Consider the following 18,632-nt stretch of genomic DNA (forward strand, 5'->3'; position numbering starts at 1 on the left):
GATTGAGCATCTTGTTCCTACAGAGCCGTCCCATTCTTGTCACATTTCATTCAACATCGAAAACATCGGCAGCAAAATCGCCAAATACAGGCCGACAACAAACGAGCCAACGACCGCCAATAAAAGCGGCTGCATGCGTTTTAAGACCGACTCGATTCGCTGCTCCATCACCTGCAGCAAAAACTCGCTGTAATGTTCAAGTTCTTTGCCAAGCTCGCCGTTCGACTGGCCGTGGCGGATGACAAGCGCCAGCTCTTGTTCGTAATAGCGGGCGGCGCCGATTAATCTGTCAAGCGCCATCCCTTTCATCAACCCGTGGCGAAGGCGCCGGCCTTCCATTTGCAAAAATGGCCAGGACGACGGCTCGCTGAACACGCCGAGCGCATCATAAACCGACAACCCGGCCTGCAGCAAGCGCCCGAGCTGTCGGGCAGTCAGGCAGGTGAGGAACAGTCTCAGAAACGAAGCAAGCCCTGGAATTCGCAAGGCGAATTGAAGTTTTCGGGAGACCGGCCAGCGGCGGAAATAAGCGGTGTAAAACAGCCCGGAGAACACCGCCAAGACGGCGATGGCCGCCATCGCCATAGGGGCATGGGCGACCACCGCAAGCAGCCAAGCGGTGTGCCCGCGTTGTGGAGAAAACGCCGCCGCCGCCCGTTCAAACTGCGGCAGCAGCCACCATTCCATCAAGACGAGCATGATGATGAGCAAAGAAAGAAGGAACATCGGATAGCGGCTGAAGCGGCGAAGCTGCTCGTGGAAGCGCGCTTTTTGCGCCAGCGTTTCCCCTGTCTCTGCCATGCCGCGCGGCAAGTCGCCATGCCGTTCGGCAAAAAAGAGAAGGTTAACCGCCATGCGATCGACCGACAGCGCTTCGACAGCCGCAAACAGCGGCAGCCCGGCGCGCAGCTGCTGCAGGCAGCGCTCTATTTCCAGCCGCCGGTGTGTTGGAGCTTGGATGGCCAAAAACTCAAGCGCTTGCCCAAGGGGGTAACCGCGTTCGAGCAGCCGGCCGAGCCGGGTGAAAAACAACGCCTGTTCAACAAGCGGCCACATTTTGCGTTTCATCTTTCTTCCCCTCCGACGAGCTCAAGCATGCGGACGGGCAGGTAGCCGAGCGCAATCCCCTTGCGGATCAAGCGAGCGAGCGTCATATAAGAGCGCTTGGGCTTCCCTCTCCCATTGGAGAGAAAATGAATCACGTCCTCCAGGGCTGAACCGCAAAGCAACTCATAAACAGCCGTGCGCCGGCGGCGCCCAAGACGGCCGCACGATGGATGGCAATCGTCGCCGCACAACGGGCAGCAAAGCTCGACAAGCCGCTGGGCAGAGACGGCAAGCAGCGTCTCAGCCAAATCGCCGAGCGGAATGCCGAATTCATGCAGCCGGTAGACGGCGCCGACTGCATCGGCGGCGTGCATCGTCGAGACGACCAAATGGCCGCTCAACGCTGAACGGATGGCAATGGCCGCCGTATCATGATCGCGGATCTCGCCGACCATCAACACATCCGGGTCATGGCGCAGCGCCGCTTTTAACCCGGCGGCGTATGTGATGCCTGCTTTTTCATTGATTTGCACTTGCAACAATCGTTCGTTCTGTTTTTCGATCGGATCTTCAAGCGTGATGATGTTGCGTTGCCTTTCCGCTTGGCAAAGATCAAGAAGGGTGTAGAGGGTCGTCGTTTTTCCCGACCCCGTCGGGCCGGTCAACAGCACAAGCCCTTGCGGATGCTGCATAAAGGAAAATAATCGTGCGGTGGAGTGGAAGAATAAGGATAGTTCGCGAAGCGGCAGCGAGAGGCGCTGCGGCAGAAGTCGAATGACGAGGCTTTCATCGTAGAGCGTCGGCAATGTCGATAAACGCAAATACACCGTTTCCCCAAACTCCGCTACTTCCATGGCGCCGCTTTGCGGACGGCGTCGTTCCCCGATGTCCATGCCGGCTAAAAATTTAAAGTGAACGATGAGGCGTTCCGCCGTTTCTTTCGGAAGAGCGCCAACGTCGACAAGCATGCCATCGAGCCGAAGACGAACGGCGGCATCACGGCGGCGCGGAACGAGGTGGAGATCCGAGGCGCGGCGCTGCACCGCTTCAGCGAGGAGGCGGTTTGCCGTTTGTTCGATCTCGTTCAGCACAGATTCCCTCCTTTCGACAGGTTGCTTTCTATTTCGACGAGCATGAGTCGTTATCCTGCTTTTGGCGCAGCTTTTTTGTGAAATTTTTTTGAATGTCAGTCCACTCACTGAAAGCAGTGACAAAAATCATTCCTCGCTTTGGACGATTTCATTATAATAACCATATCAATGATTCATTTGGGAGGGAAACCGATGGAACAAACATTGAAAATCACAAGCGTATTGTCTGACCCGACAAGATTTCATATTTATGAATACATGGCAAAAGTGCATCGCGAAGTTTCCGTTCAAGAAATCGCAGAAAAATTCCATATCCATCCAAATGTCGCACGCCTGCACTTAACGAAGCTTGAGGACGTTCGAATGGTCGTATCGGATACGCAAAAAACGGGAAAAGGCGGACGGCCGAGCCGGCTGTATCGGCTGTCCGACGAAGTGATCGGGCTGTATTTTCCGTTCCGCGATTATCAACTCCTCGCCCGCATCGCCATTCAAACGATGGCCAAACTCGGTCCCGTTGGAAGCGAGGCGTTGCGTGAAACAGGAAGACGATTCGGCCGTGAGCTCGTCGCCAGCCGTTTGCCGCATAACAGCGCAGCGAGCGCGCTCACCATGGCAGACAAAATCGCTATAATGGAAGAAGCGGCCGAAGCGGCTGGATGTTTGCCGCAGTTGCACCATGATGAAGAAAAAGGAGTGCTATACCTCGATATTTTCAACTGCCCGTTCAAGGAAATCGCAGCGCAAGCACCTGATACGGTTTGCGGTATGCATCACTCCTTTTTGGAAGGAATGGTCGAGACGCTGTTTGCCGGTGCTGAAGTAACGGAAACGGAAAATATGATGGAAGGCAGCCATCGCTGCGCCTACCGCATCGTCATCCGTCCGTGACAGCGTCCCTCCTTCCTTCTTTTTTGTCTGAAAAAATCAACGGCCGGCCTTAGCTTTATTTCTTGCCCCTTGTCCGAAAGCGTTATTTACATTCCCAATCGTTGTACATTATAATAAGTAAGGACCAATGGTTTCAAACAAAGGAGGGATATAGAATGGACCGCATGTTCCGCGTGCTCGCCTTTTGGACCGGCATTTTTGCTGTCATGTTTTACCTCGGCCACATGCATACGACGTCGCTCATCTTCTTTGGGCAAACGGTGTTTTTCCTGTTCCTCGGCTTTTTAAAGCTGACCGAAAGAATGTACATTTACATTTTCGGGGCGTATTTGACGATCTTCTTCGCGGCGTTTACGTATTGGACGACGTTTATGATGGTGCCCGGCATGGGCGAATAAAAAACAGGCAGAACCTCCTGCCTGTTTTTTTGCCGCTTTGACCAGAACTCCTTTTCTCCATTGCAGATCAGCGAAGGAAGCCGTTAATCGGCCGGCAAAAACTCGGGCGCTGGCCAAAAGTCGCGCGCGGCAAAACTCATCCCTTTCTGCAAGATCAGCACGTCAAAAAAGCGGCTGACGCCATCGTCGGCGATCAGCGCGCGGATCATTCGATTTTGGCGGCTTGCCGGCGAAAAGAAATCGCCGCCTTCTGAAACGTCCCATTCATGCAAAAGGCCGGCTGCGAGCAAAAACCGATCTTGGCGAACGAACGCCACTTCCTCCCACCCGGCCTGACGGGCGTACAAGCGAAACGCATCCCATTGTACATGGCTCGTCAAGTCCATCTCCCCCGGATGGCGAAGCGGGTCGGCAACAAGCTGATGACGGAAATATCCGCGCAAGCTTCCATGCCGCCGCGCCGGGGCGCGCAGCTGTTCGTCCGTATAGCCATAGTCGATCGTCACCATCACCGCCTGATGAAACAGCGTCCCAACCTCGAGCCAAAACGCCTTCATCGCGAGAGGCACCTCAAGCCTTTGCCCTTCAGCAAGATCCAATCCGCGCTCATGTAAATAGCGGACAATAGCGGGACGGCAAAGCGGCGCCTTTTCTTCAACGAGCCGGCCATCGCGGGCGGCGACAAAACATTCGTGCAAAACGCCGCCTTCCTTTACAATGACGTGAACGGGAAATGCATCAAAAAATTCGTTGCTAAACACAATGCCGGAAAACGGCCCACGCTCGGCCAGCCAGCGAGAGACATCGTCATATTGCTCCACCTTCTCGGCTGCGGGTTGAAGCGTTTCGCGCTGGCGCCGGCGGTGGAACGGGCTTTGGTCGATGATCGTATACGACAAGCGGTCGTATGTATGTGGACTTTTTTTCTTCCATTCTTCCAATACCGAAAGCGCCAATCTTCCGTCTCCGCCCCCCCACTCGCAAACAGCCGGCGGCAGGCCGCTCTGTTCCACCATCCGAACCCAAAGCGAAGCAAGCGCTTTGCCAAACACCGGCGCGAATGAGCTGTTCGTAAAAAAATCGCCTCCCTTGCCGATTTTCGCCCGTTCTCGCATATAGTAGCCGAATCGTTCATCGTAAAGAGCCATCTGCATGTAATCGGCGTACGACACCCGCCCACCCGGCGCCGCGGCAATCTGTTCATACAATCGATCCATCACCATTTCTCTACCCCGTCTTCCTCATCATTCCGAAAGAAGCTCCCGCCTCAAGCAAAGTGAAGTGGGAGTCGTTCACTTTTTTACTGTTGACATAGTGAAAATAATCATATATTGTTATAGTAGCAGCTTAACTATATCCCCTCCCATTATTGTGGATAGAACATCCCCCAAAAACCCTTCTTGGCGCGGCTAAGAAGGGTTTTTTTGTGTTCCGGCGCCAGGAGGCCTTCGGTTGCGCTTTTCCTTGCCCAAAGGAGCCCCCTGCGTTTGCCCGAGGGGATTGCTTGTGTGAAGCCGGCGTAGACGGCTTTTTTTCTTACGAAAACCCATGCAAAAACGGATTTGCATCCATCTCTGCGGCGATCGTCGTCTCTGGCCCATGGCCTGAAAGAACGATCGTTTCCTCCGGCAGCGTAAGCAGTTCGTCATGAATGCTTTTCAACAGCTGCTGATGGTTGCCGCCTGGCAAATCCGTGCGTCCGATGCTGCCGGCAAACAGCGCATCGCCGGAAAACACAATATTGGCTTGTTTGCAATAATACGAGACGCTGCCCGGGGAATGACCCGGCGTTTCGCGGACATCCAACGCAAACGGACCAATGTTCAGCGCCGTCGGTCCTTTCAGGCATGTCGGTTCGCAGCGGACAGCGACCGGACCGCCGAAATAAAGCGAGCCATTCAATGCCGGATCTTGCAGCCATTGTTTTTCCTTTTCGTGCACATACACTGGAATGTCCCAGCGGGCAAGCACGTCCGGGATGCCGCCAATATGGTCAAAATGCGCATGCGTCAGCAAAATCGCCAACGGGGTCAGCCCTTTTTCCTCGATCCGGCGGACGAGCGCCGCGCCTTCCGCGCCGGGGTCAACGATCAGGCATTGTCGGTCTGCAGACGACAACAAGTAAGCGTTGGCCTGAATCGGACCGACAGGGATGCGCGTCCATTCCATACGATCTCCTCCTTTTCTTGGCATGTCCAATATTTAACTTTATTTTACTGTTTTTTTTCAAGCGATGGAAGAGAAAAGAGAAAGGGACCTCGACAAATGGGGGAAAAAAGATTACAATGAAAAAGAATGGACACGTTTGTACATACTGTTTCATGAGGGGGTAAAACGATGGGTACGGTCATTATTTTTGCACTTGTAACGCTGCTTGCCCTTTATGGAATGCTCCGTACATTGCGCGAGAAAAACGTGCTCGGATTTTTGTTTGGACTTGCCACTACCGCCGTATTCGGCTGGTTTACCATTATGACCATTTTACATCACGGCATTCCAACCGGCACGCACTGAAAACGCAAGAGGCCAATCATGCCTCTTGCGTTTTTTTATGCCATTTTGAGCGCTGCTAAAAACAGGCCGAGGCTGTCGCGGTATATTCGTGCAAACTGCGAGAGCGGCAACGGATTGACACCCTCGCCGAGCTCTACGGTGTAACCGCGCCGCTTCCACGTTTGAATGAACCAATCGCGGTAGCCGGCATGGCTGTCAATGTAGCGAACAGCCTGGTAGCCGCTTGCTTCGGCCATCGCCTGAACCGTTGCCTTCGCCTCCGGCGGCTCGAACCCTTCATATCCCCAATAAATTTCCTTGCCTTGTGTATGAAACGCGACGACCATCGCAAAATCGCCTGACTCGGCGAGCGCCGCCATCGCTTTCGCTTCCGGCTCCGTAAGCGGGGAGAATCCTGGAAAATCACGCGGTGCCGGCGCTTTCGGCGGTTTGCGGGCCTGTTCTATTTCCCAGTTAGCTGGGAATTGATTGTTTAAATCAACGCCGCGGATGTTCGCTTTCCATTGCGAAAAGTCGAGCGATCCACTGTTGATGCAGACGACTTCACTCCGATGCGGCTCTTCTTCCGGCGGGCCGTTCAGCACAAGATTGACGCCGTCGGGATTGACCATCGGCACAACGGAAAGAGTCACTTTACGGTAATAATCAAGCACCCGATGGCCATTAAGCTCGTCATCGTTAACCAACGCCCTCGCGTACTCGTCGATGAGCGCCATGATCACGGCCGTCGTGATCCACTCATTCGCGTGGAATGATCCGTTCATATGCACGCGCACCGGTCCTCGGCCGATTTGCAGTTCAACGAGCGGCAAGCCGAGAACGCTATGACCGATCGTCCGCTGGCGCACAAACGGATAGCGACAGACGAGGGCGGTGATATCCTCCATCAAAGCGGCAAAATCATACGGACGGACGCTGCGGACGACCGGGGACGAAATCCGCTTCGGCAACGGCGCTGTTCCGTTGATGACCGCCATCGCCCCCGGCAGCCGCCGCAGCACCTCCGTCGGCAGCGATAGGCGGTCAGCGAGCGCTTCCCACGTATCGATCGGCGCGTATCCCGGGATGGCAACGATCTGCCCAGGGCGCAATCCCTCTTTGACATGCGGATTCGAATCGATGATCAGTTCAGTCGGCACCGAAAACCATCGCCCATATGTTTCAAACGTATCGCCGGGCCATGCTTGAAGGTGCATGCGCCGTCTCCCCTTCCCATTTCTTTACCTTAACATATGTCGGCAGACGGCAAAAAATGAGCGCCTGGCAGGCAGCAGTGCACGAATGTTCACAAACATCTCCTTCTTCAAAGTTCGTTCCCATCTCATATATCATCCAACAATAAGAAAAGGCGCCCCGACCTTTTTGGGACACCTTCCGTTGTTTACGCGCCGACAAGCTCTTTCGCCAGCCAGGCGGCGCCGATGACGCCGGCATCGTTGCCAAGCGTCGCTAAAACAAGCTTCGCCCCAGCGGCGACGCGCGGGAACGCGAAGCGGCGGAAATGGGCGGCCACGCGCTCGACAAGCATGTCACCCGCCTTGGACACGCCGCCGCCGATCACGATTTTCTCCGGGTTCGTCACATTGGCGGCATTCGCCAACGCCCAACCAAGATAGTACGTTGCTTCATCGACCACTTCCAATGCCAGCGCATCGCCCGCTTTGGCGGCGTCAAACACCGCTTTGGCCGTCACATCCCCGTTGCGAAGCTCACTCGGACGCTCATCTGCGGTCAATTTCTCCTTGGCGATCCGCACGATGCCGGTGGCGGACGCAATCGTTTCCAAACATCCGGTTTTGCCGCAGTTGCAACGGGCGCCGCCATCAGGGATCATCGTCATATGTCCGATCTCTCCGCCGGCGCCGTTTATGCCGCGCACAATGGCTCCGTTGGCAATCACACCGCCGCCAACGCCGGTGCCAAGCGTCACAAACAACAAATGGCGCGCTCCTCCCCCTGCTCCTTTCCACATTTCGCCAAGCGCGGCGAGATTGGCGTCATTATCGACCGAAACGGGCAGCCCCGTCGCCTCTTCCAGCCGTTGCTTCAATGGATAATTCGTCCACCCTATATTGACCGTCTCATACAACATGCCGGTTTCCTCTTCGACCGGTCCGGGGGCGCCGATGCCGGCGGCAAGCAGCCTCTCTTTCGCTCCGCCGAGCTGGGCGAGCGTCTTTTCAAGCGATCGGGCAATGTCAGCGACGATATGCTCACCGCGACTGGCGGTGTTCGTCGGAATTTCCCATTTGTGCACGATGTCACCCTCGGTGGTGACAAACGCCATTTTGATTGTCGTGCCCCCGAGGTCAATGCCTACCAACCATGGTTCCATTGCATCCTCATCCTTTTTTCATCCGTTTTTCCCGCTCCATTTGCGCTTCCTGCCGCAAAATAAACAAAGCGGCTTGCAGCTGTTTCGCATCGATCAGCTGGGACTGGTACAGCTCTTTCACTTCCTCTTCCATCAGCTCCAGATCAGCGAGCCGGTCGCCCACGTAAATGATCGTGCCAAACCGTTTCAACAGCTGCTGAACATCGTATACCGTCTTCATCATCATTCATGCTCCTTTTTTCCTCTTTTAATGTAGCGGCAAACGGCCGCGGCCGTCAAGACAAAAAACGCAGGCGCTAAAAATCAGCACCTGCGTCAGCGGTCAGGGTCGCGCGGGTGAAGAATCGCCGGTCGCCGGTTTTTGAGCGGCATCGGCGACCGGATGAGCACGTCGCGCATCGCTCGGTAGGAGAACGGGATGAACGGCCATAAGTACGGAACGCCAAATGACGTCATCCGCGCCAAGGCAAGAATCCAAACGGTGATGCCGATGACATAACCGTACAGGCCGAACAGGCCCGACAAAATGAGCAAGGCAATGCGGACGAGCCGGTTCGCCAAACTCATTTCATAGCTGGGCGTCGCAAACGTACCGATGGCCGTAACGGAAAAATACAAAATCACTTCATTGGAAAAGAGTCCAACTTCCACCGCGATGCCGCCGATCATAAGCGCGGCGACGAGGCCGAGCGCGGTCGCCAGCGAAGACGGTGTATGAATGGCGGCCATTCGCAGCATATCCATCCCGATTTCAATCATCAAAATTTGTGCAAACAGCGGAATGTCTCCCAATTTGGCCTTTCCCAAAAACTGGAGTGGATCCGGCAGCAGTTCCGGCTCGATCATGAGCAAATACCAAAGCGGCAGCAAAAACACCGACGCCCAAACGGCCAGAAAGCGGACGAGCCGCAAATACGCCCCGACGATCGGCTTATTCCGGTACTCTTCAGCGTGCTGCAAATGATGCCAAAACGTTGCCGGGGTAATAATGACACTTGGCGATCCATCGACGATCACAAGCACATGGCCTTCATACAAATGGGCCGCTGCCGTATCGGGGCGTTCCGTATAGCGGACAACCGGGTACGGATTCCAATGCCGGCCGGAAATAAACTCTTCCACCGTTTTCTCAGCCATAACCAGCCCGTCTGTGTCAATGGCGGTAATCGATTCCCGAACGCGGCGAACGAGTTCTGGGTCGGCTATTTCCTCGATATAGCAAATGCAAATATCGGTCTTCGAGCGCCGCGCCACCTGCACGTACTCCATGCGCAAGGAAGGGTCGCGGACGCGGCGGCGGATGAGCGCGGTGTTAAAGACGATCGTCTCGACAAAACCGTCGCGCGCCCCGCGTACGACCCGTTCCGTATCCGGCTCTTGCGGCCCGCGCACCGGATACGTGCGAGCGTCAATCAAAATGATCCGCCTAACGCCGTCAACGACTAATGCCGTCGGCCCAGCAAGCACCATCGCGACCGCTTCTTCCAAGTCGTCTGTCTGTCCGATCTCGACGTACGGAAGATATTTTTTCAGGAGCTTCTCAAGCGGGTGAACGTCCAGTTCGTGTTCCTCAAGCCGGGACAAATATCTCATCAAATAATGCAAAATATCGTCTTTGACAAATCCGTCAATCATAAACAACGCCATTGCCCGGCCGCCATATTCGACGTCAAGGCGAATGACATCGAAGCTCTTGCCGACTCCAAGCCGTTCGGCTAAATAGGATGCATTGTCATGAAGGCGACGGGACGCCGGGCGTTTGGGCATCTGTTTCTCCATCGTCATCCCCCTGCATCGTTTGCACTGTATACTTCTCATCATAGACAAGCATGAGGAAATTCATACATAAATGTTCCTTGCAATGCATATATTGGTGAAAACCTTGTCCAATCCGGGAGGATGTCATGAAACGATGGATGATCCCCTTCATGGCGCTTGCTTTTTTCCTTGCCGCCGCGCTCGCCTCGCTGTGGGAGCACGATCAGACCGCTGAAACGATCAAGTTTTTCCCGCTTGATCGCGAAGCGGCGTTCATCGAAGCGAAAACATCGCTTGCGCTTGAGGGCGACAATGAACCCGGACGCTACGCGCTCCGCTGGTCAGCCGCTTCCATTTTAAACCGCCGCGCCTATTTGCGTCAGGACATCTCGCTGTTGTTTGCCGATGGCCGCTTGGCCGATGTGCTGTCGAAATGGAAAACGAACACGGACGCGATCGACATGGAAAAGACGGTCCGGATGCGGGACAGCCGCTTTTTTCAAGCTGTCTCGTTCCATCACGGCGAGCTGCATACAAGAGAGAACATCACAAGCAGCCAAACGATGTCAAGCAGCTATTTGTACGTCATTGACTCACCGTACCATCCGCGCGCATCGTTCCGGCGGCCAAGAACAGATGACGAGCGCGAATGGCAGCGCGTCTTGAACAAAGCCACGAATGAATTTCTTCGTCATAAAGCGGACGAGCTGATCACCCACTTTTCTTTGTCAAAGAAAGATTATTACGCCCTTTATTTGCCGGAGCTCGTCGCCTACACGGAACAACCGTTGCCGGGGTTGTCAACGGCAAAAACGCAAACCGTCATCGGCCGTCTTTGGGAAGGATTGTACAAGTCGTACATCCTTGGCATAAAAAAAGAGGATGGATCCATCCTCTCGCCAATCGGCAGCACGATGCCGCTCATTCTCATTCGCAAAGATTACAGCAGGCTCTTCGTTCTCATTGAAGCGAAAAACGGGGAAAAAGTGATGCTCGTGCAACTTCTTTAACACATTTCGAAAAGAGGCCTCCCACTTCAAACAAAGCGAAGTGGGGGCGTTTACCGAAATCCGATCCATAAGCCAGCGGCGACAAGCAGCGCCGACACCGCCAACGCTCCCGCCTGCCGCCCTAAAGCGGTGTGTTTTGGCAAATGAACGACGCCAGCCGCCAAAAAACCGCCAACCAGTCCGCCGATATGGCCGGCGTTGTCGATGCCGGGAACAAGCAGGCCAAACAACAGGTTGACGATGATTAAACTGATGACGTTCATTCCCATCGTTCGAAAAAATAAATGCCGGTAGACAGTGCCGAAGTAAAGAAGAGCCCCGAACAGCCCGAAAATGGCTCCCGACGCCCCGGCCGATAATGATGGTGTAAACAAAAAACTCGCCAGCGCTCCGAAAAATCCAGCCGTTACGTAAATGAACAAAAAGCGAAACGAGCCGTACAGCCGCTCAACCGTGATCCCTAAATAATACAAGGCGAGCGTGTTGGTCAGCAGATGCAAAAAACCAATATGCAAAAACATCGGCGTCAACAGCCGCCACCATTCTCCCGCCTCAATGAGCGGATTGAATTTGGCGCCGTAGTGGATCAACACATCCGGATTCGTGCTCCCGCCGCTCCATTCGAGAACCAAAAACATCGCAACCTGTACGACGATGAACAGCCGGGTGAACATCGGCTTGCCATACTCAAAAATGCGCCGTTCCTCCTCACGGCGGCGCCGCCATTCGCGGACCACCTCGTGCTTTAAGCGCTCGGCGGCAGCAAACGGATCGGACGTTTCCACAGGCGGCTCAAAACGGAGCGCAACACCCGTCATCTCCGCAAGCCGCGGCAGCACGTCCCCCATATTGCCGCTGTGGAGGAGGAGCGTATGAAGCACGCCATCGGACGCTCCAGAGAGCGGCAACGGCTCGGCGACAAGAAATTCCCAATCGTCAACCGGCGGATACGCCATCACATAAACATTGATGACCCGGCCCGCTTTGCTGAAATTCCATCCCCTCATTTGCTGAACGAATTGCCATGTATATTCCATATCAAGGCGCAACGATCGGCTCCAATCAAAATCAGCGCGCACGAGGCGGATGAGTGTTGGGCGACGCCAATGGTTTGATTCCAGCCATACTTCATCGGCCTGCTCAGACATCCGTACGATGCGGTAGCCGCCGCGAGACAAACGCTGAACAAGCTGCCAAAACAGTACATCCATCGTTCCCATCACGTTCTCCTCTCCCTTTCCCTGGCGAGGCCAAGTCCGACAAACAGCAACAAAGCCAACTCATCGACCGTCCGGCAAACCGGAGCGAATGGGCCGGCGGGCGCCGGCCGCCGCGGCCGGTTTTTTCATAACCGACTTCTTCAAAAATGATTCACCGCTATTGCATCATGGACGCAACATTTGCGAAACAAGGGCGTTGCGCACAGGAGGAATGTGGAGCGCAAATCGGACAAGTTGCTTTCGCAACGGCGGAACGCGCAATGCGAAGGCGGCCATTCGGTAGCGATAGCGGTAAGCAAGACATAAAGCGGCAACGACAAGCAGCGAGTACGACCATTTATTCATCGTTGTTCCTCCTATCATATGACATGCTCGTTATTCTTTTTCCCTTTTTCTCTCCAAATATGAAGCGGGGCGCGCCTAACGCGCCAGCACGAAGGCGGCCAGCACCGCAAAGATGACGGAAAGAACGTTCACCGCATCATTGTCAAGCCACCGCCAGCCTTTCATATGAATGGTCGCCTGCCCGCAATGCCGTTTCCGCTCAGTCGTCGCCCCGCATGCCGGACAGCGGTAAGCCGCTTGCCAAGCCGCGCCAAGCCACGTATCAAACCAGCTGCCGAGCCAACCGAAAAAGGCAAGAGTAAAAACGGGTCGGACGTCGAGAAAAAACACGCCAACAGCCGCAATAAACAGTGCGCCGGCAAACGAAGCAGCCGTGCCAAGGAGCGTCACAGCCCCTGAGGTGCCGGCTTCCACCGGCCGAAAACTCGGCCAAACCCGAGGCGGCCACGGGCTTAAAGAACCGATTTCAGACGCCCACGTATCAGCGTTCGCTGCAGCGACGGCGACAACAAACAGATCATCCCAAATCGGGTCGGGACGGACAGCGGCCAATAGCGCCAACACGGCCGGCACCCCGCCATTGGCCAGCACTTGGATGGCATCGCGCCGCCCGCCTTTCGCCAATTTTTCAGACAGTTTTGCCTTGCGTTGCTTTCCGATGTGGCTAAAGAAGCTGGAGCTGACAAAAAAGCAGCCTAACACCCATATTCCGCCCCATGAAAAGCCGCATCCAACCGCTGCGCCGATGACAACGGCTGCCGCCGCTCCTGATATGGACAACGAGCGCAACAGCCATCCTCCGCCGGCGGCGAGGGCAGAGACCGCGATATACCACCATTCATCGCTCACAGTGAAGAACTCCTTGATCCGTAATAATGAATTTCACCGGCACATCATGCTCCTCGGCCGGAATGTCGTCCATCACTTGAAAGGAGTAAGCCAGCGCTGCCGTCACCGCCGAAGCTCCCCGCAAATATCGATCGTAATACCCGCCGCCATAGCCGATCCGGTAGCCGGTTTTGGCAAAACAGACCCCCGGGACAATGATGAGATCAAACTCATCGCGGTCGATCGGCGTTGTTTGTTTTTCAATCGGCTCAAACAATCCGGCGTACGCTTTTTCGAGCTGGGAAAACGACTCAAGCCGCCGAAAGGACATCGTTTTTGCCCTTGGATCGCATTTCGGGACGCCGATCGTTTTTCCTTCCCGCCACGCCTGTTCCATGATCGGCAAGGTGTTGACTTCCGTCTCTCTCGACACCGTCATGGCGATCGTCCGCGCCGTTTGCCATAATGGCCACCGATATAAATGAGCGGCGATTTGCCGATCGTACATCTCTTTTTCTGCCGCTTTAAGCTGCCGAAGCTGATTCAACATGCGCTGGCGCCATTCCTGTTTGCCGTCCATCATCTTCCCCTTCCTCCCATAAAGATAAAAAGCAGCAGGAATCATCTTCCCACTGCTTACTTCGTTTCGCGGTGCAACGTGACTTTGCGATCGCGCGGGCAATATTTTTTCAATTCCAAACGCTCTGGGTTGTTGCGTTTATTTTTCGATGTAATATAGTTGCGTTCGCCGCATTCTGTGCATGCCAATGTAATGTTCACGCGCATCTTTTTTCCCTCCAAACGAGCTTTATACTTTATATATAATCAGACCTTTCTATGATACCATTTTTCTTCGGCGATTTCCACCTCTAAATTTCATCTTTGTTCAATAAGAACGCCACAAGCAGAGAATGGTATGGTATAGTGAAAAGGGGAGGGATGCATGTGGTGGAATACGCAATCATCGCTTTGGCAGCTCTAGCCATTATTCTCCTTGTTCTTTCCTTTTTTGCGAAAGATGAACTGAAACCGCTCGAAGAACAAATCGATCATTTGACCGTTTCCCTGGCGCAAGAAACGTACCAGATCAAAAAGCGGCTGCAAGTCATCGAGGAGGAGCTCCTCATTCCGGAGCGGCAACGGTCCGCTTCGCCGCGGCTTGGCGGATCATTGTCGCCGGCCGATCGGCGCATCTTGTTTTTGCATAAACAAGGATTCCCGCTCGAAGACATCGCCCGTGAGACGGGGCTGACCGTTGCGGAAGTCGAGCGGGCGGTAAGGAGGTTGCGCCGATGAACAAGCGATCCATGCGTTCGTTTGCCCTCGGGCTGCTTGCATCGACAGCACTGATCGGCGCCTCGTATTACGCTTCACCCCCGGCTGCACCGACGGAAGCGGAAATCAAGACGTTCCTCAAACAGCATGGGCTTGTCGCCGTGGCGAAAGAGGAATACGACAGGCTCCGCAGCGCTCAGCCGAACGCCGCTCCGAAAGCGGCGTCCAAGCAGATGTCCGAACCATCAGGGCAAACCGTTTACGTCTATCGACTCGTTATTCAAAAAGGAGATACGCCAGAGACATTTGCCCGCGAACTTGAAGAGGCTGGCATCGTTCAAAGCGCCCGCGCCTTCAACGACTACTTGGAACAACATGGGCTGACGCGCTCCATCCGCCCCGGCGTCTACAACGTGCGGAGCGATATGGACTACGCAGCCATCGGCCGTTTGATTGCCGAACCATAACGAAAGAAGGTGTCCCTCCCAAAGGACCGGGACACCTTTTCTTAAGGCTGTGTCTGCGCATCAAACAGCGTTTTTTGAAAGAAACACATCTTTTTTGAAACGAACTTTTTGTCCGTCATGCCTGACGCCCTCCGGCCGCTTTTATCATCCGAACCGCCCGGCGATATAATCCGCCGTCCGCTGATCAGCTGGACGAGAAAACAACGTTTTTGTCTCGCCGTACTCAATCACTTCTCCGTTTAAGAAAAACGCTGTCCGATCGGAAATGCGAGCCGCCTGCTGCATATTATGCGTGACAATGATGATGCTGTATTTTGTTTTCAGCTCGCCCATCAACTCCTCGACCTTCGCTGTCGAAATCGGATCGAGCGCTGATGTCGGTTCATCCATTAAAATGACATCCGGCTCGACGGCCAAACAGCGGGCGATGCACAGCCGCTGCTGTTGGCCGCCCGATAAACCGAGGGCATTTTCATGAAGCCGATCTTTGACTTCCTCCCAAAGCGCAGCTTGGCGCAAGCTTTTTTCGACGATCTCATCGAGCAGCCGCCGGTCGCGGATCCCGTGAATGCGCGGCCCATAGGCGACGTTGTCATAAATCGACTTTGGAAACGGGTTGGGCTTTTGAAACACCATGCCCACTTGCGTCCGCAGCTGTTCAACAGGGTATGACGTGTCAAAAATGCGGCGGCCGCGATACAAAATCTCCCCTTCGAGCCGGACGTTTGGAATGAGCTCGATCATTCGATTGAGCGTTTTGATATAGGTTGACTTGCCGCATCCTGACGGGCCGATAATCGCCGTAATCTCGCGTTCATAAAAAGACAGGTGAATATGTTTTAACGCATGATGCTCTCCATACCATACGTTCAGTCCATTCGTTTCGTAAACGACCTCTTTTTTCACCAACTGGGCCGAAGGAATGTCCTCTTTTCGGCGCTCCACCACCGCCATCGTCCTCATCGGCGTGACTCCTTTCATTTCCTTCCGCCCTCACTGGCAGCGGAAGATCGAGTTTTTCCTATCATGAGCATACAAAACGATCGTTAACGCTGTGTGGACGGTATGTAAAGTTTTTGTAAACAAACATCATTTTTTTGGCTCTTCACCACAACATGCACTTGACAAGCAATACGGTTTCCGGCACAAAGATATGCAAAACGTGCTGATTTTCCCTCCCAAGCGTAAATAGGGTATGTTCAGAAAAAATCAAGTACAACTTTTGGTGAAGATCCATTTTTTTGCAAGCGCAAAAAAAGAGGCGCCTGGCTAGGCGCCTTTCCTGTCAGCGCGCATCGGCGGCCTCCGCGCCGCCTTGCGCATCGAAGCTGCTCCCGCCTTCAGCGGCTCGCTTCGCTTTCAATTCAAAATAGGCGTCCAAAATGCGGCGGCCGATCCGGTCATTAATCCCGTCGCTCTCCCCTTGCGTCGCCCACGGAACGACAACAGCGAACGACACTTCTGGATCGTTGTACGGCGCATAGCCAACAAGCGTCAAGTTGTACGTTGGATCATTCCGTCGGCTTTGGATCGGTCCATCGTAAAACGCCTCTGCCGTCCCCGTTTTGCCGGCCGGCTTGTACGAAGCACTCGCAAAGTACGAATACGCCGTTCCGCCCGGCTCTTGCATCACACGGCGGAATCCTTCTTGCACCCGCTTGATGTATTCCGTCTTCATATCAATCCGGTTTAGCACAACCGGTTCGAACCGTTTCATGATCCGGCCAAGTTTTTTTCCGTCAGCCGACGGCTCACGAATTTCTTTGACAAGCTGCGGCTTCATCCGATAGCCGCCGTTGGCGATCGTCGAGACGTATTGCGCCAGCTGCATCGGCGTATACATGTCGTACTGGCCGATCGCCAAGTCAAGCAAAAGACCAGGAATTGTACTTTGTCCTTGGAAGCCGCCGAGTTCATTCGGCAAGTCAATGCCTGTTTTGACGCCCAAGCCAAATTGGCTGAAATAGTGGCGAATCGTCGCAAATGCCTCTGGATTGATGCGAAGCGGCGCGTGCGGACGATACACACCGCCCCCGATGGCGATCGCTGTTTTGAACATATAGACGTTCGATGACTGCTTGAGCGCCGTCAGCTCGTTGATCGTCCCCATCGTTTTCCACGATTTTTTCACCGGAGTCTTTTTAATATACAGCGGCTCGTCCTTGATATACGTATTCGGATGGAGCACTCCCGTTTGAAAACCAGTAAGGACAGTCGCCCCTTTCACCGCCGATCCCATCGCATAGGCGGACGTGATGTTGCCGATGGCAAAGTCGACAAATTTGCCGTCTTGAAGAAGCTTGCCGGCCATCGCCAACACTTCGCCCGTCTTCGGGTTCATCATGACGACAAACGCCCGGTCCAAGAGCGGCGATCGGCCTTTGCGCTTCGTCGCCAGAATCTCTTGTTGAATGATTTGCTCAACCTTTTGCTGGAGCTCGGCATCAATGGTTAACACGAGGTCTTTGCCGCGCTCGCCTGGATACACTTGCTCAACCGAGATGACATTGCCCGATTTGTCAACAACGTTTTTCACTTTTGCCTTTTTGCCGTGCAGCACTTCTTCATACTGCATCTCCAAATAGCTTTTGCCGACGCGGTCATTGCGGCTGTAGTCGCGGGCTAAAAAGTAATCGAGCCGTTCGCGCGGGACGCCTTCGTCTTCTTCCGTCACACTGCCGAGCACAGAGCGGAATGTATTGTCATACACGTATTTCCGGTCCCAATCCACCGTCGTATTGACGCCGGGCAGCTCGCTCAAATGCTCGCTGACGACCGCATATTCGCGGTCGGTCACTCCTTTGCTTTTGACCGTTTGCGGCGTCAAGGCGTAGCCGCTCTCCATCTCATGTTTAATGGCGATCACTTCAAGCTCCGACTTCGAAATTTGCGCCAAATCTTGCTTGGTGATGCGGTCAAGCGTCCATTCGTACACCTTTTTGTCGATCTCTTTTTGTGTCAGCCCTTGGTCAGCGAGCTTTTTCCGTTCTTGTTCGCTCACTTTCTTTTTGGCTTCTTCCGGATGGGTCAAAATCCAATAATCTTTCATATCGCGCTCCGTCACTTTTTTCTCTGCATCGGGAATGTCGATGTATTGGGCGAGTTTCCTTGCTACGTCCAATATTTCTTCCGGCTGAGTCGTTTTGGAGCGCGTGTACGTAATCGCCTTTTGCGGCGTATTGTCGACGATCACGCGGCCGAATCGATCGTAAATTTTGCCGCGCGGCACCGGCGTGCTGACGATTTCATCCTGCGTTCGCTCCACTTCGCGCCGATAATCTTCACCGTAGACGATCTGCACGACGCCAAGGCGCAAAATCAGCGCTGAAAACAACAAAAAAACAAAGAAAAACAAAATGTTTAACCGAATCGGCACTTGCGCCCGCTTTTTCCGTTTCATCCCCCGGTCCTCCTTTCCCCCCTATTGTAAAAGAAAAAAGCGGGCATGGCTAG

21 protein-coding genes are annotated in these 18,632 nt (G+C 54.2%); 6 read left to right on the forward strand and 15 right to left on the reverse strand.

From position 1 onward, the window contains the following. Positions 1 to 39: 39 nt before the first annotated feature. Together comGB and comGA are read right to left on the reverse strand one after the other, a co-directional pair. On the reverse strand, positions 40 to 1,068 hold the full coding sequence (gene comGB, locus GHH_RS12365; protein WP_015375396.1) for a competence type IV pilus assembly protein ComGB: 1,029 nt from the start codon (positions 1,066 to 1,068) through the stop codon (positions 40 to 42). Continuing rightward, entirely contained in the window at positions 1,065 to 2,138 is a 1,074-nt protein-coding gene (gene comGA / locus GHH_RS12370; protein ID WP_015375397.1) for a competence type IV pilus ATPase ComGA, read from the reverse strand. Before comGA ends, comGB begins: the two co-directional genes overlap by 4 nt. Positions 2,139 to 2,330: 192 nt before the next feature. Between comGA and GHH_RS12375 the strand changes: the two genes are divergently transcribed. Continuing rightward, positions 2,331 to 3,029: a metalloregulator ArsR/SmtB family transcription factor gene (locus GHH_RS12375; protein WP_015375398.1), complete on the forward strand. Its 699-nt coding sequence runs from the start codon at positions 2,331 to 2,333 to the stop codon at positions 3,027 to 3,029. A 155-nt stretch (positions 3,030 to 3,184) separates the two neighbouring features. Next, positions 3,185 to 3,427 carry a DUF2626 family protein gene (locus tag GHH_RS12380; protein ID WP_008879854.1) on the forward strand — a complete coding sequence of 81 codons (243 nt, stop codon included), beginning with the start codon at positions 3,185 to 3,187 and terminating at the stop codon, positions 3,425 to 3,427. A gap of 83 nt (positions 3,428 to 3,510) precedes the next feature. Here GHH_RS12380 and GHH_RS12385 read toward each other — a convergent pair whose 3' ends face one another. Together GHH_RS12385 and GHH_RS12390 are read right to left on the reverse strand one after the other, a co-directional pair. Continuing rightward, the gene (locus tag GHH_RS12385) at positions 3,511 to 4,644 is read right to left on the reverse strand and encodes a class I SAM-dependent methyltransferase (RefSeq protein ID WP_015375399.1); all 1,134 of its coding nucleotides are present in this window, start codon (positions 4,642 to 4,644) and stop codon (positions 3,511 to 3,513) included. 319 nt (positions 4,645 to 4,963) lie between these two features. After that, positions 4,964 to 5,596 carry an MBL fold metallo-hydrolase gene (locus GHH_RS12390; protein WP_012820544.1) on the reverse strand — a complete coding sequence of 211 codons (633 nt, stop codon included), beginning with the start codon at positions 5,594 to 5,596 and terminating at the stop codon, positions 4,964 to 4,966. Between the two features lie 168 nt (positions 5,597 to 5,764). Here GHH_RS12390 and GHH_RS18405 point away from each other — a divergent pair, with 168 nt between their 5' ends. Beyond that, the gene (locus GHH_RS18405; protein WP_011231921.1) at positions 5,765 to 5,941 is read left to right on the forward strand and encodes a DUF2759 domain-containing protein; all 177 of its coding nucleotides are present in this window, start codon (positions 5,765 to 5,767) and stop codon (positions 5,939 to 5,941) included. A gap of 35 nt (positions 5,942 to 5,976) precedes the next feature. On the opposite strand, the gene GHH_RS12400 is transcribed toward GHH_RS18405, so the two are convergent. The 4 genes from GHH_RS12400 to GHH_RS12415 form a co-directional block, all read right to left on the reverse strand. Further along, positions 5,977 to 7,137, reverse strand: coding sequence for a M14 family metallocarboxypeptidase (locus GHH_RS12400; protein WP_015375400.1), 1,161 nt, complete (start codon positions 7,135 to 7,137; stop codon positions 5,977 to 5,979). 185 nt (positions 7,138 to 7,322) lie between these two features. Beyond that, positions 7,323 to 8,276, reverse strand: a complete 954-nt coding sequence (locus GHH_RS12405) for an ROK family glucokinase (protein ID WP_015375401.1) — start codon at positions 8,274 to 8,276, stop codon at positions 7,323 to 7,325. 7 nt (positions 8,277 to 8,283) lie between these two features. Beyond that, complete coding sequence (locus GHH_RS12410; RefSeq protein ID WP_011231924.1) at positions 8,284 to 8,496, reverse strand: YqgQ family protein; 213 nt, start codon at positions 8,494 to 8,496, stop codon at positions 8,284 to 8,286. 95 nt (positions 8,497 to 8,591) lie between these two features. Next, positions 8,592 to 10,055 (reverse strand): spore germination protein, encoded by a 1,464-nt coding sequence (locus GHH_RS12415; RefSeq protein WP_013144737.1) that lies wholly within the window; start codon positions 10,053 to 10,055, stop codon positions 8,592 to 8,594. 125 nt (positions 10,056 to 10,180) lie between these two features. Here GHH_RS12415 and GHH_RS12420 point away from each other — a divergent pair, with 125 nt between their 5' ends. Beyond that, positions 10,181 to 11,044: a hypothetical protein gene (locus GHH_RS12420; RefSeq protein WP_013144736.1), complete on the forward strand. Its 864-nt coding sequence runs from the start codon at positions 10,181 to 10,183 to the stop codon at positions 11,042 to 11,044. 50 nt (positions 11,045 to 11,094) lie between these two features. On the opposite strand, the gene GHH_RS12425 is transcribed toward GHH_RS12420, so the two are convergent. From GHH_RS12425 to rpmG, 5 genes are all read right to left on the reverse strand, one after another. Further along, a complete protein-coding gene (locus tag GHH_RS12425; RefSeq protein WP_015375403.1) occupies positions 11,095 to 12,264 on the reverse strand; it encodes a rhomboid family intramembrane serine protease in 1,170 nt (389 codons plus the stop codon). Positions 12,265 to 12,429: 165 nt separating this feature from the next. After that, positions 12,430 to 12,609: a hypothetical protein gene (locus tag GHH_RS12430; RefSeq protein ID WP_015375404.1), complete on the reverse strand. Its 180-nt coding sequence runs from the start codon at positions 12,607 to 12,609 to the stop codon at positions 12,430 to 12,432. A gap of 75 nt (positions 12,610 to 12,684) precedes the next feature. Beyond that, positions 12,685 to 13,458 carry a DUF92 domain-containing protein gene (locus tag GHH_RS12435; RefSeq protein WP_015375405.1) on the reverse strand — a complete coding sequence of 258 codons (774 nt, stop codon included), beginning with the start codon at positions 13,456 to 13,458 and terminating at the stop codon, positions 12,685 to 12,687. Further along, complete coding sequence (locus GHH_RS12440) at positions 13,448 to 14,020, reverse strand: 5-formyltetrahydrofolate cyclo-ligase (RefSeq protein ID WP_015375406.1); 573 nt, start codon at positions 14,018 to 14,020, stop codon at positions 13,448 to 13,450. Before GHH_RS12440 ends, GHH_RS12435 begins: the two co-directional genes overlap by 11 nt. 53 nt (positions 14,021 to 14,073) lie before the next feature. Then, positions 14,074 to 14,223, reverse strand: coding sequence for a 50S ribosomal protein L33 (rpmG, locus tag GHH_RS12445; RefSeq protein WP_011231931.1), 150 nt, complete (start codon positions 14,221 to 14,223; stop codon positions 14,074 to 14,076). A 159-nt stretch (positions 14,224 to 14,382) separates the two neighbouring features. On the opposite strand from rpmG, the gene GHH_RS12450 reads away from it, so the two are divergent. Next, positions 14,383 to 14,733 carry a sigma factor-like helix-turn-helix DNA-binding protein gene (locus GHH_RS12450; protein ID WP_012820534.1) on the forward strand — a complete coding sequence of 117 codons (351 nt, stop codon included), beginning with the start codon at positions 14,383 to 14,385 and terminating at the stop codon, positions 14,731 to 14,733. Continuing rightward, on the forward strand, positions 14,730 to 15,179 hold the full coding sequence (locus GHH_RS12455) for an endolytic transglycosylase MltG (protein ID WP_015375407.1): 450 nt from the start codon (positions 14,730 to 14,732) through the stop codon (positions 15,177 to 15,179). Before GHH_RS12450 ends, GHH_RS12455 begins: the two co-directional genes overlap by 4 nt. Positions 15,180 to 15,323: 144 nt before the next feature. Here GHH_RS12455 and pstB read toward each other — a convergent pair whose 3' ends face one another. Together pstB and GHH_RS12465 are read right to left on the reverse strand one after the other, a co-directional pair. Beyond that, positions 15,324 to 16,133 carry a phosphate ABC transporter ATP-binding protein PstB gene (gene pstB, locus GHH_RS12460; protein ID WP_122983934.1) on the reverse strand — a complete coding sequence of 270 codons (810 nt, stop codon included), beginning with the start codon at positions 16,131 to 16,133 and terminating at the stop codon, positions 15,324 to 15,326. A 331-nt stretch (positions 16,134 to 16,464) separates the two neighbouring features. Continuing rightward, positions 16,465 to 18,579, reverse strand: coding sequence for a penicillin-binding protein 2 (locus tag GHH_RS12465; RefSeq protein WP_015375409.1), 2,115 nt, complete (start codon positions 18,577 to 18,579; stop codon positions 16,465 to 16,467). Positions 18,580 to 18,632: the final 53 nt, after the last annotated feature.

Source organism: Geobacillus sp. GHH01 (assembly GCF_000336445.1).
GTDB lineage: Bacteria > Bacillota > Bacilli > Bacillales > Anoxybacillaceae > Geobacillus > Geobacillus zalihae.